Genomic DNA, 15,487 nt, shown 5'->3' with positions numbered 1-15,487 from the left:
TCCAACCCCTGAACCCATGATGTCCCAGGAGGCTCCGATGCTGCGCTGTCCCATAGACCAGGCCGTGGACGAGGTCCTGCAGCGCCTGCCCGCCCATATCCACATGGGCCTGCCCCTGGGCCTGGGCAAGCCCAATGCCTTCGTCAACGCGCTGTATGCCCGAATCCGCGAGCTCCCTGAGCGGCGCCTGACGATCTATACCGCCCTGTCGCTCGGCCGCCCGTCACTGGGCGACGGCCTGCAGCGGCGCTTCCTCGAGCCCTTCGTCGAGCGCGTGTTCGCCGACTACGAGGAGCTCGCCTACCTCGCCGATCTGCGTGCCGACCAGTTGCCGCCGAACATCCGCGTCGAACAGTTCTTCATGCAACCCGGCAGCCTGCTGCACAGCGACGCGGCGCAGCAGGACTACGTCAGCAGCAACTACAGCCATGCCGCCCGCGACATCAACGCCAAGGGTCTGAACCTGGTCGCCCAGCTGGTGGCTGCCACGCCCGAGAGGCCGGACCACCTGAGCCTGGCCTGCAACCCTGACATCACCCTTGACCTGTTGCCGATGATCGCCCGGCGCCGGGCGGCGGGAGAAACCATCCTGGTGCTTGGCCAGGTGCACAGCGAACTGCCCTACATGCCCGGCGATTCGGAGCTGGGCCTGGAACACTTCGACCTGCTGATCGACCAGCCCGATCAGCGGCGGCTGTTCTCCACCCCGAACATGCCGGTCAACACCCAGGACCACTGCATCGGCCTGCACGCCAGCACCCTGGTGCGTGACGGCGGAACCCTGCAGATCGGCATCGGCGCGATGGGCGATGCGGTGGCGGCGGCGCTGCTGGCGCGCCAGGGTGACAATGAGGGCTACTGTGCGCTGCTCGACGAACTGGATGTCGGCCCATGGCAGGCACTGATCGCGCGGGAAGGGGGGCTGGATACCTTTGCCCAAGGGTTGTACGGCTGCAGCGAGATGTTCGTCAACGGCCTGCTGGCCCTGGCCGAAGCCGGGGTGGTGCGCCGCCCCGCGGACGAGCACGGCGTGCTGATCCATGGCGGCTTCTTCCTCGGCCCTCGGGCGTTCTACGAGCGCCTGCGCGAGATGCCACTGGCGCAGCGTGCTCGCTTTGCCATGAGTGCCATCAGCTTCATCAACGAACTCTACGGTCAGGAAGACCTCAAGCGCCGCCAGCGACGGGATGCGCGCTTCATCAACACGGTGTTCGGCATGACCTTGCTGGGCGCGGGTGTCGCCGACCAGCTGGAAGATGGTCGGGTGCTCAGCGGCGTGGGCGGGCAGTACAACTTCGTCGCCCAGGGGCATGCGCTGGAGGGTGGCCGCTCGATCCTGCTGCTACGCAGCTGGCGCGAGGCCGGTGGCGAGGTCACCTCCAACCTGTACTGGACCTACGGCCACTGCACCATCCCCAGACATCTGCGGGACATCGTGATCACCGAATACGGCATCGCCGATCTGCGCGGGCAGACCGACAGCGAAGTGATCGCACGGTTGCTGGCGATCAGCGATTCGCGCTTCCAGGGCGAGCTGATGGAACGGGCCAAGGCGGCGGGCAAGCTGGCCAAGGACTTCGAGCTGGATGCGCGGTTCAAGGACAACACGCCTGAGCGGCTCGAGCGGACTCGGGCACGGCATGCGCGGTTGTTCCCGGAGTATCCACTGGGGACTGATTTCACGGCAGAGGAGCGGGACCTGTTGCGGGCGCTGAACTGGTTGAAGAGCAAGTTCAAGCTGAGCGAGGTGCTGGAGCTGGGCAAGGCAGCGCTGGATGCGCCTGGGCCTGAGGGGTATGCGGCACAGTTGGTGCGAATGCAACTGGATGACCCGCAGGGTTTGAAGGAGGAGCTGTATCAGCGGTTGCTGCTGGCGGCGCTTCAGGCAACTCGATGATGCCGGGCACTCCTGGCCCCCTGTAGGAGCGGCCTTGTGTCGCGAAAGGGCCGCAAAGCGGCCCCGGCGATCTGTGCATGAACGCTGAAATCCTGGGGCCGCTACGCGCCCCTTTCGCGACACAAGGCCGCTCCTACAGGGTACGAGCAAGGCTTTACTCGATGAAGGTAACCACACCGCCTTCCAGCGACTTGACCCGGGCCAGCGACTCGACGCGGTAGCCCTGGCTGTCCAGCTCGGCACGGCCGCCCTGGAACGATTTCTCGATGACGATACCCAGGCCTGCCACGGTGGCGCCGGCCTGCTTGATGATCGAGATCAGCGCTTGCGACGCCTTGCCGTTGGCCAGGAAGTCGTCGATCACCAGCACGCGGTCGCTGCTGTTGAGGTGGCGTGGCGAAATGGCCACGGTGTTCTCGGTCTGCTTGGTGAAGGAGTACACCGTGGCAGTCAGCAGGTTCTCGGTCAGGGTCAGCGACTGGTGCTTGCGCGCGAAGATCACCGGCACGCCGAGCTTCAGGCCGGTCATCACCGCCGGGGCGATGCCCGATGCTTCGATGGTGACGATCTTGGTCACGCCGGCATCGGCGAACAGGCGGGCGAACTCGTCACCGATCAGCTGCATCAGGGCAGGGTCGATCTGGTGGTTGAGAAACGCATCGACTTTGAGTACCTGGTCGGAAAGCACGATGCCTTCTTCGCGAATCTTCTGCTGCAGTGCTTCCACTGTGTGTCTCCGATGTAACAAAGGTGGCCGCAAAGAGCGGCAAAGTTAAAGAGTAATGGTTGATCAGCGTTTGAGCATTGCCCGGATATCGGCCAGCGCGTTGTTGCCGCGCGCGGCTTTGACTTCCACGGGCGCATCGTCAAGGCCTTCCCAGGCCAGGTCGTCCGGCGGCAGTTCGTCGAGGAACCGGCTGGGCGTGCAGTCGATGATTTCGCCGTACTGCTTGCGCTTGGCGGCGAAGGTGAAGGCCAGGGTCTGGCGCGCGCGGGTGATGCCCACGTAGGCCAGGCGACGTTCCTCTTCGATGGTGTCGGCCTCGATGCTCGAGCGATGGGGGAGGATCTCCTCCTCCATGCCCATGATGAACACGTAGGGGAATTCCAGGCCCTTGGAGGCATGCAAGGTCATCATCTGCACGCCTTCGGCGTTCTCTTCCTCTTCCTGCTGGCGCTCGAGCATGTCGCGCAGGACCAGCTTGCCGATGGCGTCCTCGATGGTCATGTCGCCCTCTTCGTCCTTCTCGAGGGTGTTCTTCAGCGCTTCGACCAGGAACCAGACGTTGCTGATGCGGAATTCGGCAGCCTTGTCGCTGGCGGTCTGCTGGCGGATCCAGTTCTCGTAGTCGATATCGCGGATCATCTCGTGCAGCGCGGCGATCGGGTCTTCCAGGGCGACCTTGTGGCGCACCCCGTCGAGCCAGTGCTTGAAGCGCTGCAGGCGCTCGGTGTAGCGGGCGTCCAGGTGCTCGCCCAGGCCCATTTCCTCGCTGGCGGCGTACATCGAAATGCCGCGCTCGGTGGCGTAGTTGCCGAGTTTTTCCAGGGTAGTCGAGCCGATTTCGCGGCGCGGCACGTTGATGACCCGCAGGTAGGCGTTGTCGTCGTCCGGGTTCACCAGCAGGCGCAGGTAGGCCATGAGGTCCTTGACTTCCTGGCGACCGAAGAAGCTGTTGCCGCCGGACAGGCGATACGGCACCTGGTGGTGCTGCAGCTTCAGTTCGATCAGCTTGGCCTGGTAGTTGCCGCGATAGAGAATGGCGAAGTCGCTGTACGGGCGATTGGTGCGCAGGTGCAAGGTGAGGATTTCCATGGCCACGCGTTCGGCCTCGGCTTCCTCGTTCTTGCAGCGGATCACGCGGATTTCGTCGCCCACGCCCATCTCGCTCCACAGCTGCTTTTCGAAAGCATGCGGGTTGTTGGCGATCAGCACGTTGGCGCAGCGCAGGATGCGGCTGGTGGAGCGGTAGTTCTGCTCCAGCATCACCACTTTCAGGGAGGGGTAGTCCTCCTTGAGCAGCATCAGGTTCTCGGGGCGGGCTCCGCGCCAGGCGTAGATCGACTGGTCGTCGTCGCCCACCACGGTGAACTGGTTGCGCATGCCGATCAGCATCTTCACCAGCAGGTACTGGCTGGCGTTGGTGTCCTGGTATTCGTCCACCAGCAGGTAGCGCACGCGGTTCTGCCAGCGCTCGAGCACTTCAGGGTGGTCCTGGAACAGTTTGACCGGCTGCAGGATCAGGTCGTCGAAGTCCACCGCGTTGAACGCCTTGAGCGTGCGCTGGTAGTGGGTGTAGACGATGGCGGCGGTCTGCTCGCGGGGATTGCGTGCCTTTTCCAGGGCTTCGGGCGGCAGGATCAGGTCGTTCTTCCAGGCACCGATCATGTTCTTGATCTCGTCGATGCCGTCGTCGCCGGAGTATTCCTTCTGCATGATGTCCGACAGCAGCGCCTTGATGTCGGACTCGTCGAAGATCGAGAAGCCGGGCTTGTAGCCCAGGTGCTCGTGCTCCTTGCGGATGATGTTCAGCCCCAGGTTGTGGAAGGTGCACACGGTCAGGCCCCGGCCTTCCCCCGGTCGCAGCAGGGTGCCGACCCGCTCCTTCATCTCGCGCGCGGCCTTGTTGGTGAAGGTCATCGCCACGATGTACTGGGCACGGATGCCGCAGTTCTGGATGAGGTGGGCAATCTTGCGCGTGATCACGCTGGTCTTGCCGGAGCCTGCACCGGCGAGCACCAAAAGAGGGCCGCCGACGTAGTCTCGGGCTTCCTGTTGCCGGGGATTGAGTCGGGACATGCTAGAAACCGGGGGTAACCAGAAAATAGCCGCGCATTCTAGCAGGCATGGGGCAGTTAATGCGCGACCGTCTGACGTTGTGATGCAGGGCGCGAATCGGATTTGCCGCATCTGCTACTTTCGCGCAGGATGCACGTCAGATTGCGTCGGGATGGCGACCAGGGACGGGCAATGATTAAAAGTGAAAATCATTTCCAATTATTCGGGTAGGATTGCCCGCGCTCGCCGTTCCACCGCCCATGTCTAAGGAGCCCGCTTGTCCACGCCTGTCGAACCCCTGCGTTTGCTGCTGTTGGCCGATGAGCCGGAATGGGCCGTGCATCTGCGCGAGTGCCTGCAGCCGATGGGCGGTAGCGCCGTGCTGCTGACCGCGCCGAATTGGGCGGCGGTGGACAGCCTGTTCGCCAATGACCGCCAGGCGGTGGTGCTGGCCACGCCCGACCTGCAGCCGGCGCCCGGGCGTTGCGAGCTGCCGACCATCCTGTTGCTGGAGCAGGAACCGGTAAGTCCGCCGGTTGGGGTCAGCGACTGGCTGGTGCTGGCGCAACTGACCCCCGACACCCTGCGCCGCTCGCTGCGCCATGTGCGTGAGCGCGGTGTGCTGGTGGCCACGCTGCAGCGTCTGGCCGAGCAGGATCCGCTGACCGGCATTGCCAATCGCCAGGGCTTCCAGGCCCTGCTGACCGCGCGCCTGGCCGAGAACGAAGGGCGTGGCCTGGCGCTCGGCCATCTCGATCTGGACAACTTCCGCCACGTCAACGACGCCCTCGGCCACCAGGGCGGCGACCGCTTGATCCTGCAGGTCGTGGCCCGCCTGAAGCACCAGCTGGAGGCGGGCGATCAACTGGCGCGCCTGGGCAGCGACGAGTTTGCCCTGTTGATCGACACCCGGCGTGATCCCGGCCGCGCCGAATGGATGGCCGAGCGCATCACCGAGGCGCTGACCGAGCCCTACTGGATCGACGGCGAGAGCCTGCTGCTCGGCTGCAGCCTGGGGATCGCCCATGCCCGCGCCCAGGCCGGTGCCGATCCGTTGATGTGGCACGCGCATATCGCCATGCGCCAGGCCAAAGGCAGCCAGGGCTGTACCTTCCACGTGTTCAACGAGCGCATCAACCGCAACGCCCGCAGCCTGGCCGACCTGGAGAGCGAGCTGCGCCGTGCCCTGCGCCGCGACGAGCTGGAGCTGCACTACCAGCCGCGGCTGAACCTGGCCGATGGCCGCATCGTCGGGCTGGAGGCGCTGGTGCGCTGGAACCACCCCGAGCGCGGCCTGCTCGCGCCAAGCGAGTTCGTGCCGCTGGCCGAGCAGAGCGGGCTGATCGTGCCGCTGGGCTACTGGGTGATCTCACGGGCGCTGAGCGACATGCAGGCCCTGCGCGAGCGCGGCCTGGCGCCGCTGCACATGGCGGTGAACCTGAGCTTCCGCCAGTTCCAGGACAGCCAGTTGCTGGCCACCCTGAGCCGGCTGATCGTCGAGCACGGCGTCGACGCCCGCTGGCTGGAATTTGAGCTGACCGAGACCGCCGTGATGCGGCGCAACGAGCTGGTGCGCCAGACCATGGACGCCCTTGGGCGCCTTGGGGTGCGTTTTTCGCTGGATGACTTCGGGACCGGCTTCTCGTCGTTCGTGCACCTGAACAGCCTGCCGATCACCCTGCTCAAGGTCGATCGCAGCTTCGTCGGCGGCATGGAGCAGCGGGAGGAGAATGCCAAGCTGGTACACGCCATGATCAATCTGGCGCACAACCTCAACCTGGAGGTGGTGGCCGAAGGGGTGGAGAGTGAGGCGCAGCTGGCGTTGCTGCGGGCGTTTGGCTGCGACCAGGTGCAAGGATTCCTGGTGAGCCGGCCGTTGCCGGTGGGGGAGTTGATCGAGTACCTGTTGCAGGTGCCGACCCCGAGCCTGGCGCAGACCTTGTAGATTGCGGGCCGCTCCTACAGGGGGTCGCGATCTTCTGTAGGAGCGGCCTTGCGTCGCGAAAGGGGCGCAAAGCGCCCCCGGCGATTTCAAACCGTGAAGATGATCAACCAGCCAGCATGCGCCCGGTCTCTTCCAGGTTCTCATGCCAGCTCAAGGCTTCCCGCAGGATATGCGGGGTATGCCCGCCACGCTGGCAGGCGCGCTCGAAGTAATCGTTCAGCGCGGCGCGGTAGTCCGGGTGCACGCAGTTGTCGATGATCACCCGGGCACGCTCGCGCGGTGCCAGACCACGCAGGTCTGCCAGGCCCACCTCGGTCACCAGGATGTCCACGTCGTGCTCGGTGTGGTCGACGTGACTGACCATCGGCACCACGCTGGAAATCGCGCCGCCCTTGGCAATCGACTTGGTGACGAAGATCGCCAGGTGCGCGTTGCGGGCGAAGTCACCCGAGCCACCAATGCCATTCATCATCTTGGTGCCGCAGACGTGGGTGGAGTTGACGTTGCCGTAGATGTCGAACTCCAGCGCCGTATTGATGCCGATGATCCCCAGGCGACGCACTACTTCAGGGTGGTTGGAGATTTCCTGCGGACGCAGCACCAGCTTGTCCTTGTAGCGCTCCAGGTTGCCGAACACATCGGCGTTGCGACGGCTCGACAGGGTGATCGAGCTGCCCGAGGCGAAGCTCAGCTTGCCGGCGTCGATCAGGTCGAAGGTCGAGTCCTGCAGCACTTCGGAGTACATGGTCAGGTTCTCGAACGGCGACTCGATCAGGCCGCACATCACCGCGTTGGCGATGCTGCCGATGCCGGCCTGCAGTGGGCCGAGCTGATTGGTCATGCGGCCGGCCTGCACCTCGCCCTTGAGGAAGGCGATCAGGTGGTCGGCGATGCCCTGGGTCTCGTGGTCAGGCGGCAGCACGGTCGACGGCGAGTCCGGCTGGTCGCTGATGACGATGCCGACGATCTTGGCCGGGTCGATCGGGATGGCGGTGCTGCCGATGCGGTCGTCGACCTTCACCAGCGGAATCGGCGTGCGGGTTGGGCGGTAGGTCGGGATATAGATGTCGTGCAGGCCTTCGAGGTTGGCGTTGTGCGACAGGTTGATCTCGACGATGACCTGCTTGGCGAAGATCGCGAAGCTGGCCGAGTTGCCCACCGAGGTGGTCGGCACGATGTGGCCCTGTTCGGTGATCGCCACCGCTTCGATGACCGCGATGTCGGGCAGGGTCAGTTGCTTGTTGCGCAGTTGTTCGACGGTTTCCGACAGGTGCTGGTCGATGAACATCACCTGGCCGTCGTTGATGGCCTTGCGCAGGGTGCTGTCGACCTGGAACGGCATGCGGCGAGCCAGCACGCCGGCTTCGGTCAGTTGCTTGTCCAGGTCGTTGCCCAGGCTGGCGCCGGTCATCAGGCTGATCTTCAGCGGCGACTGTTTTGCACGCTCGGCCAGTGCGTGGGGCACGGCCTTGGCTTCGCCGGCGCGGGTGAAACCGCTCATGCCGACGGTCATGCCGTCCTGGATCAGGCCAGCGGCGTCAGCCGCACTCATTACCTTGCTGTGCAGGGAGGACAAGCGGATACGATCACGGTACATGGATTGTTATCTCGGGCTACTGAGGCTACTGGAAGCGCAGTCTAGAGATTTCGCCCGGTGCCGTCCCACGACCATGGTCGAATGCGAAGCCCGGAAATAGAGCCGTTGATCTGGATCATGCAAATGCCACAAACCCCGGGAATTGCCTCCCGGGGTTTGTCGATGTGAGGGCGACCGTCTTGTGTCAGGGCCGCGCTGCTCCCACAAATGCGGCGCAAGTCTTGAACCTGCCGCGGTCGATGTGGGAGCCGGCTTGCCGGCGAAAGGGCTGCACGGCAGCCCCAGGGTCTATTCCACCGCCTTGACCATGTCCTCGATCACCTTCTTCGCGTCACCGAACACCATCATGGTCTTGTCCAGATAGAACAACTCGTTGTCCAGGCCCGCATAACCGCTGGCCATGGAGCGCTTGTTGACGATGATGGTCTTGGCCTTGAAGGCCTCGAGGATCGGCATGCCGGCGATCGGCGACTTCGGATCGTTCTTCGCCGCCGGGTTGACCACGTCGTTGGCGCCCAGCACCAGCACCACGTCGGCCTGGCCGAACTCGGCGTTGATGTCCTCCATCTCGAACACCTGGTCGTACGGCACCTCGGCCTCGGCCAGCAGCACGTTCATGTGCCCGGGCATGCGGCCCGCCACCGGGTGGATCGCGTACTTCACGGTCACGCCGTTGTGGGTCAGCTTCTCGGTCAGTTCCTTGAGCGCATGCTGGGCGCGGGCCACCGCCAGGCCGTAGCCCGGGACGATGATCACGCTGTCGGCGTTGCTCAGCAGGAAGGTGGCGTCGTCGGCCGAACCGGACTTGACCGGGCGCTGCTCCTTCGAACCCTGCGCCGCGCCTGCATCGGTATCGCCGCCGAAGCCGCCGAGGATGACGTTGAAGAACGAGCGGTTCATCGCCTTGCACATGATGTACGAGAGGATCGCACCGCTGGAGCCGACCAGGGAGCCGGCGATGATCAGCATCGAGTTGTTCAGCGAGAAGCCGATACCGGCCGCCGCCCAGCCCGAGTAGCTGTTGAGCATCGACACCACCACCGGCATGTCGGCGCCGCCGATCGGGATGATGATCAGCACGCCCATGACGAAGGCCAGGGCCAGCATCAGGGTGAACGCGCTGTAATGGCCGGTGAAGGTGAACAGCAGCCCCAGGGCGATGGTAGCCAGGCCCAGGATCAGGTTCAGCTTGTGCTGGCCGGCGAACTGTACCGGTGCGCCCTGGAACAGGCGGAACTTGTACTTGCCCGACAGCTTGCCGAAGGCGATCACCGAACCCGAGAAGGTAATGGCACCGATAGCCGCGCCGAGGAACAGCTCCAGGCGGTTGCCGGTGGGGATCGGGTCGCTGATGCTGGCGACGATGCCCAGCGACTGCGGCTCGAGCACGGCGGCGATGGCGATGAATACCGCGGCCAGGCCGATCATGCTGTGCATGAAGGCGACCAGCTCGGGCATCTTGGTCATCTCGACGCGCTTGGCCATGATCGACCCCGCGGTGCCGCCGACCAGCAGGCCGACGATCACGTAGCCGATGCCGGCGGTCGCCAGCTCGGCGCCCAGCTTATAGATGAGGCCGACCGTGGTGAGGATGGCGATGCCCATGCCGATCATGCCGAACAGGTTGCCGCGGCGCGAGGTGGTCGGGTGCGAGAGGCCCTTGAGCGCCTGGATGAAGCAGACCGAGGCGACCAGGTACAGAAGCGTTACCAGATTCATGCTCATGCTTACTTCTGCGCCTCGTTCTTGGTTTTCTTCTTGAACATTTCCAGCATGCGGCGGGTGACCAGGAAGCCACCGAACACGTTGACCGCGGCCAGCGCCACGGCCAGGGTGCCCATGACCTTGCCGGCCGGTGTGACGGTCAGCGCGGCCGCCAGCATGGCGCCGACGATGACGATCGCCGAGATGGCGTTGGTGACCGCCATCAGCGGCGTGTGCAGGGCCGGAGTGACGTTCCATACCACGTGGTAGCCCACGTAGATGGCCAGCACGAAGATGATCAGGTTGTAGATGCCGTGGGAAATCAACAGGTCTTCCATTGTCGTGCTCCTCAGCCGTTCTTGCGCACGATCTGGCCGTCGCGGCACATCAGGCACGCGGCGACGATGTCGTCTTCGAGGTTGATGACCAGTGCGCCGTCCTTGTCGAACAGCAGCTTCATGAAGTCCAGCAGGTTGCGGGCGTACAGCGCCGAGGCATCGGCGCCGACCTGGGCCGGCAGGTTGGTCGGGCCGACGATGGTCACGCCGTTCTCCATCACCACCTGGTCGGCCACGGTCAGCGGGCAGTTGCCGCCCTGGGCCGCGGCGAGGTCGATCACCACCGAGCCAGGCTTCATCTGCGCCACGGTCTCGGCGCTGAGCAGAGTTGGTGCCTTGCGTCCGGGGATCAGGGCGGTGGTGATGACGATGTCGGCCTGCTTGGCGCGCTCGTGTACCGCCTGGGCCTGGCGTTGCATCCAGCTGGCCGGCATCGGGCGGGCGTAACCGCCAACACCCTCGGCGCACTCGCGTTCTTCATCGGTCTCGTAGGGCACGTCGAGGAACTTGGCGCCGAGCGATTCGATCTGCTCCTTCACCGCCGGGCGCACGTCGGACGCTTCGATCACCGCGCCTAGGCGCTTGGCCGTGGCGATGGCCTGCAGGCCGGCGACGCCGGCGCCGAGGATCAGCACACGGGCGGCTTTCACCGTGCCGGCCGCGGTCATCAGCATGGGCATGAAGCGCGGGTAGTGGTGGGCGGCCAGCAACACGGCCTTGTAGCCGGCGATGTTGGCCTGGGACGACAGCACGTCCAGGCTCTGGGCCCGAGAGGTACGTGGCGCGGCTTCCAGGGCGAAGGCGGTGATGCCGCGTTCGGCCATCTTGCCGATCAGTTCGCTGTTGAACGGGTTGAGCATGCCCACCAGCAGGCTGCCGCCGTTGATCAGCGCCAGTTCCTGGTCATTGGGCGCGACCACCTTGAGCACCAGCTGCGCGCCGAAGGCGTCGGCGGCTTCGCCCAGGGTGGCGCCCACGGCTTCATAGGCACTGTCCGGAATGGCGGCCCTGAGCCCTGCCCCCCGTTGCACGGTGACCTGATGGCCCTGGCCAACCAGTTTCTTGATGGTTTCCGGGGTCGCGGCGACCCTTGTCTCACCCGTCTGCGTCTCGAGAGGAACACCAATGTGCACGACTTTGTCTCCTGCGGTGACCTTTTGTCTTTGTAGAAACCAGCGCACTTCGGGTGGTGCGTCTGGGCGGTCGTAGAGCACGACCCCGCCGGATCCGGGGCGGGGAGGCATTTTGCAGACGAACCATGGGGCCTTCAACCGGTTCTGAAGCGAAACGAACTTAAAACTACAAGTCACCCTGTGACCGTATGTCGCAACAATCCGGTTACAGCCCGTCAAGTACGCGCTATCCGCAGCTTAGGGGAAAAAATGAAAAATTTTCGGCTGTTTTCGCTAGCGGCGCTGTGAATGTCGCAAAATAAGCCGCAAACCCGCGCAGTCACTAGGGTTGATACGGATTTTCGAGCGTACGGAACAGATTACGGATTTGCGACAAATCCATATATCTGTAGGTGTTCAAAATAATTGACTACGGGGTCAGCTTAATCCGTTGTCAGTTTATCTTGTGGCGGTGTACTGCTGGGCCTGGGCCACCAGCCAATCGCGAAACGCCCGGAGCGACGCGGACTCCACCTTTCGCTCGGGAATCATCAGATGGTAGGCCTTGTCGCTGGACAGGGCATGCCTGTTAGCGACCACCAGTCGGCCTTCCTGCAGCTCGCGCTGGATCAGGAAGGGTGGGATCAGCGCGATCCCCATATCGTGCATGGCGGCCTGGGCCAGCATCGAAAACAGTTCATATCGCGGGCCGGCCATGTCGTGCTCGACGCTCATGCCCAGGCTGTCGAACCATTGTCGCCAGGCATAGGGGCGCGTGGTCTGTTGCAGTAGCGGCAGTTCGGCAATGCGCGCGCCCTCGAGGGCGCCTTGTCCCTCCAGCAGGGCAGGGCTGCACACCGGCAGCGGATTTTCGCCCATCAGCCGATGGGACTGGGTGCCGGACCAGTCGGCGTCACCGAAGTAGATGGCGGCGTCGAAAGGCGTGTCGGCGAAGAGGAAGGGGCGGGTGCGGTTGGTCAGGTTGACCGTGACGTCCGGATGGCGTTGCTGGAAGTCCTTCAGGCGCGGCAGCAGCCATTGCGTGCCGAAGGTCGGCACCACCGCCAGCTCGATCACATTGGCGCCCTGCTGGCGCATCACCGACAGGGTATCGCGCTCCACTGCATCCAGTTGGGTGGCTACCTGGCGGCTATAGGAGAGTCCGGCTTCGGTCAGCTTCACGCCCCGGCGCGAGCGGCGGAACAGTTCCACATTGAGGAAGGCCTCCAGGCTGCCGATTTGCCGACAGACGGCGCCCTGGGTCAGCGCCAGTTCCTGGGCGGCCTTGGTGAAGCTCTCGTGGCGTGCGGCCGCCTCGAAGCAGACCAGTGCGGTGGTGCTGGGGATCTTGCGGCGCATGTACGTCAACCTCACATGTCAGCCTTTGAACAAGGCTTTTAGACGATTACGGAGTGAGAAAATATCACTAAACCGTGCGCAATCCTCGTTTGTCCCGCGCGCCGATCAGGCCTAGGATCAATCCAGCACAACAATTCGTTCCCATCTTTCGAGGAATCCACACATGGCTGGCAAGGCAAGCTTCAACTGGATCGACCCGCTGCTGCTGGATCAGCAGCTCACTGAAGAAGAGCGCATGGTCCGCGACAGCGCTTATCAGTTCGCCCAGGACAAGCTGGCACCCCGTGTGCTGGAGGCTTTCCGTCATGAGCAGACGGACCCGGCGATCTTCCGCGAGATGGGCGAGGTCGGCTTGCTTGGCGCGACCATTCCCGAGCAATACGGTGGCAGTGGCCTGAACTACGTGTGCTACGGCCTGATCGCCCGCGAGGTGGAACGCATCGACTCCGGCTATCGCTCGATGATGAGCGTGCAGTCGTCGCTGGTGATGGTGCCGATCAACGAGTTCGGTACCGAAGCACAGAAACAGAAGTACCTGCCGAAGCTGGCCAGTGGCGAGTGGATCGGCTGCTTTGGCCTGACCGAACCCAACCATGGCTCCGATCCGGGCTCGATGATCACCCGCGCCCGCAAGGTCGACGGTGGCTATCGCCTCACCGGCAGCAAGATGTGGATCACCAACAGCCCGATCGCCGACGTGTTCGTGGTCTGGGCCAAGGACGATGCCGGCGATATCCGTGGTTTCGTGCTGGAAAAAGGTTGGGACGGTCTCAGCGCTCCGGCCATCCACGGCAAGGTCGGCCTGCGCGCCTCGATCACTGGCGAGATCGTCATGGACAACGTGTTCGTACCGGAAGAGAACATCTTCCCCGACGTGCGTGGTCTCAAGGGTCCGTTCACCTGCCTGAACTCGGCGCGCTATGGCATCTCCTGGGGGGCGTTGGGTGCCGCCGAGGCCTGCTGGCACACAGCGCGCCAGTACACGCTGGACCGCCAGCAGTTCGGGCGCCCGCTGGCTGCCAACCAGCTGATCCAGAAGAAGCTGGCCGACATGCAGACCGAGATCACCCTGGCCCTGCAAGGCTGCCTGCGCCTGGGGCGGATGAAGGACGAGGGCACGGCGGCGGTCGAGATTACCTCGATCATGAAGCGCAACTCCTGCGGCAAGGCCCTGGACATCGCCCGCCTGGCCCGCGACATGCTGGGCGGCAATGGCATCTCCGACGAGTTCGGCGTGGCCCGCCACCTGGTCAACCTCGAGGTGGTCAACACCTACGAAGGGACCCATGACGTGCATGCGCTGATCCTCGGGCGTGCGCAGACTGGCATCCAGGCGTTCTACTAATAGAGGAGCCAGGCCATGGGTGCGCTTTCCCATCTGCGGGTGCTGGATCTTTCCCGGGTACTGGCCGGCCCTTGGTCCGGCCAGATCCTGGCCGACCTTGGCGCCGATGTGATCAAGGTCGAGCGTCCGGGAGCGGGTGACGACACCCGTTCCTGGGGGCCGCCTTTCCTGCGCGATGCCCGGGGCGAGAACACCAGCGAGGCCGCCTACTACCTGTCGGCCAACCGCAACAAGCGCTCGGTGACCATCGACTTCACCCAGCCGGAGGGCCAACGCCTGGTGCGTGAGCTGGCGGCGAAGTCGGATATCGTCATCGAGAACTTCAAAGTCGGCGGGTTGGCAGCCTATGGGCTGGACTATCAAAGCCTGAAGGCCGTCAATCCGAAGCTGATCTATTGTTCGATCACCGGTTTCGGTCAGACCGGGCCCTATGCCAAGCGTGCCGGTTACGACTTCATGATCCAGGGGTTGGGCGGGCTGATGAGCCTGACCGGGCGCCCGGAAGGTGAGGAGGGGGCCGGGCCGATGAAGGTGGGCGTGGCACTGACCGACATCCTTACCGGGCTGTATTCCACCGTGGCGATCCTGGCGGCCCTGGCGCACCGCGACCAGGCTGGGGTCGGGCAGCACATCGACATGGCGCTGCTGGATGTGCAAGTGGCCTGCCTGGCCAACCAGGCGATGAACTACCTCACCACGGGTACCCCGCCTCGTCGGCTGGGCAATGCACATCCGAACATTGTGCCGTACCAGGATTTCCCGACGGCGGATGGCAATTTCATTCTTACCGTGGGCAATGACGGGCAGTTCCGCAAGTTCGCGGAAGTGGCCGGGCAGGCGCAGTGGGCGGATGACCCGCGCTTCGCCACCAACAAGCAACGGGTGGCCAACCGCGCCGAGCTGATTCCATTGATTCGCCAAGCCACGGTGTTCAAGACCACGGCCGAGTGGGTGAGCGAGCTGGAGAAGGCAGGTGTGCCGTGCGGGCCGATCAACGACCTGGCGCAGATGTTCCAGGATCCGCAGGTGTTGGCGCGTGGGCTGGCGGTGAATATTCCCCATCCGTTGGCGGGCAGCGTGCCGCAGGTGGCCAGCCCGATTCGGTTGTCGGAGACGCCGGTGGAGTATCGGCAGGCGCCGCCGTTGTTGGGGGAGCATACCGAGGCGGTGCTGGGAGATGTGCTGGGGCTGGATGGGGAGACCGTGATGCGGCTTCGGGCTGCAGGGGTGCTGTGACGCGTTATCTATATAGAAGGAAGCGGGGAGGCCGGTAGGCCTCCTCGTTTTGTTTTTGGAGCTGTTGCTTCTATATAGGTGTGTGCCGGGAAGGGGGTATCTTGTAGGCGCTGCAGGGGTTGTGGCGAACACCTGGCAGCTTTGATGCGGCCCTTTCGCTAAATATTTCATTTTT

11 protein-coding genes are annotated in these 15,487 nt (G+C 64.1%); 4 read left to right on the top strand and 7 right to left on the bottom strand.

Annotated elements, in window-relative coordinates; genetic code table 11:
* Positions 1–37 precede the first annotated feature (37 nt).
* Entirely contained in the window at positions 38–1,897 is a 1,860-nt protein-coding gene (locus N7422_RS26655; RefSeq protein WP_279809331.1) for an acetyl-CoA hydrolase/transferase C-terminal domain-containing protein, read from the top strand.
* Between the two features lie 154 nt (positions 1,898–2,051).
* Here the strand turns inward: N7422_RS26655 and N7422_RS26650 are convergent, their stop codons facing one another.
* Together N7422_RS26650 and rep are read right to left on the bottom strand one after the other, a co-directional pair.
* A complete protein-coding gene (locus tag N7422_RS26650) occupies positions 2,052–2,624 on the bottom strand; it encodes a xanthine phosphoribosyltransferase (protein ID WP_008092892.1) in 573 nt (190 codons plus the stop codon).
* A 63-nt stretch (positions 2,625–2,687) separates the two neighbouring features.
* A complete protein-coding gene (rep, locus tag N7422_RS26645; RefSeq protein WP_279809330.1) occupies positions 2,688–4,697 on the bottom strand; it encodes a DNA helicase Rep in 2,010 nt (669 codons plus the stop codon).
* Between the two features lie 256 nt (positions 4,698–4,953).
* Between rep and N7422_RS26640 the strand changes: the two genes are divergently transcribed.
* Positions 4,954–6,621, top strand: a complete 1,668-nt coding sequence (locus tag N7422_RS26640; RefSeq protein ID WP_279809329.1) for a bifunctional diguanylate cyclase/phosphodiesterase — start codon at positions 4,954–4,956, stop codon at positions 6,619–6,621.
* 103 nt (positions 6,622–6,724) lie between these two features.
* Here the strand turns inward: N7422_RS26640 and N7422_RS26635 are convergent, their stop codons facing one another.
* From N7422_RS26635 to N7422_RS26615, 5 genes are all read right to left on the bottom strand, one after another.
* Positions 6,725–8,218, bottom strand: a complete 1,494-nt coding sequence (locus N7422_RS26635) for an acetyl-CoA hydrolase/transferase family protein (protein WP_279809328.1) — start codon at positions 8,216–8,218, stop codon at positions 6,725–6,727.
* A 288-nt stretch (positions 8,219–8,506) separates the two neighbouring features.
* Entirely contained in the window at positions 8,507–9,943 is a 1,437-nt protein-coding gene (locus tag N7422_RS26630) for an NAD(P)(+) transhydrogenase (Re/Si-specific) subunit beta (RefSeq protein ID WP_279809327.1), read from the bottom strand.
* 2 nt (positions 9,944–9,945) lie between these two features.
* On the bottom strand, positions 9,946–10,260 hold the full coding sequence (locus N7422_RS26625; protein ID WP_110995049.1) for an NAD(P) transhydrogenase subunit alpha: 315 nt from the start codon (positions 10,258–10,260) through the stop codon (positions 9,946–9,948).
* A gap of 11 nt (positions 10,261–10,271) precedes the next feature.
* Entirely contained in the window at positions 10,272–11,393 is a 1,122-nt protein-coding gene (locus N7422_RS26620; RefSeq protein WP_279809326.1) for a Re/Si-specific NAD(P)(+) transhydrogenase subunit alpha, read from the bottom strand.
* A gap of 438 nt (positions 11,394–11,831) precedes the next feature.
* A complete protein-coding gene (locus tag N7422_RS26615; protein ID WP_279809325.1) occupies positions 11,832–12,731 on the bottom strand; it encodes a LysR family transcriptional regulator in 900 nt (299 codons plus the stop codon).
* 163 nt (positions 12,732–12,894) lie between these two features.
* Between N7422_RS26615 and N7422_RS26610 the strand changes: the two genes are divergently transcribed.
* Positions 12,895–14,076 (top strand): acyl-CoA dehydrogenase, encoded by a 1,182-nt coding sequence (locus N7422_RS26610; protein ID WP_028689912.1) that lies wholly within the window; start codon positions 12,895–12,897, stop codon positions 14,074–14,076.
* A gap of 15 nt (positions 14,077–14,091) precedes the next feature.
* Entirely contained in the window at positions 14,092–15,312 is a 1,221-nt protein-coding gene (locus N7422_RS26605) for a CaiB/BaiF CoA-transferase family protein (protein WP_279809324.1), read from the top strand.
* Positions 15,313–15,487: the final 175 nt, after the last annotated feature.

It is taken from the genome of Pseudomonas sp. GD04091, assembly GCF_029836165.1.
GTDB lineage: Bacteria > Pseudomonadota > Gammaproteobacteria > Pseudomonadales > Pseudomonadaceae > Aquipseudomonas.
The sequence above is the reverse complement of the archived record's forward strand: the minus strand, read 5'-3'. Positions and strand labels throughout refer to the sequence as shown.

Bases quoted from the DNA above. Each gene is read 5' to 3' on its own strand.
- N7422_RS26655 (WP_279809331.1), top strand. From the start codon at position 38: ATGCTGCGCTGTCCCATAGACCAGGCCGTGGACGAGGTCCTGCAGCGC.
- rep (WP_279809330.1), bottom strand. From the start codon at position 4,697: ATGTCCCGACTCAATCCCCGGCAACAGGAAGCCCGAGACTACGTCGGC.
- N7422_RS26635 (WP_279809328.1), bottom strand. From the start codon at position 8,218: ATGTACCGTGATCGTATCCGCTTGTCCTCCCTGCACAGCAAGGTAATG.
- N7422_RS26630 (WP_279809327.1), bottom strand. From the start codon at position 9,943: ATGAGCATGAATCTGGTAACGCTTCTGTACCTGGTCGCCTCGGTCTGC.
- N7422_RS26625 (WP_110995049.1), bottom strand. From the start codon at position 10,260: ATGGAAGACCTGTTGATTTCCCACGGCATCTACAACCTGATCATCTTC.
- N7422_RS26615 (WP_279809325.1), bottom strand. From the start codon at position 12,731: ATGCGCCGCAAGATCCCCAGCACCACCGCACTGGTCTGCTTCGAGGCG.
- N7422_RS26610 (WP_028689912.1), top strand. From the start codon at position 12,895: ATGGCTGGCAAGGCAAGCTTCAACTGGATCGACCCGCTGCTGCTGGAT.
- N7422_RS26605 (WP_279809324.1), top strand. From the start codon at position 14,092: ATGGGTGCGCTTTCCCATCTGCGGGTGCTGGATCTTTCCCGGGTACTG.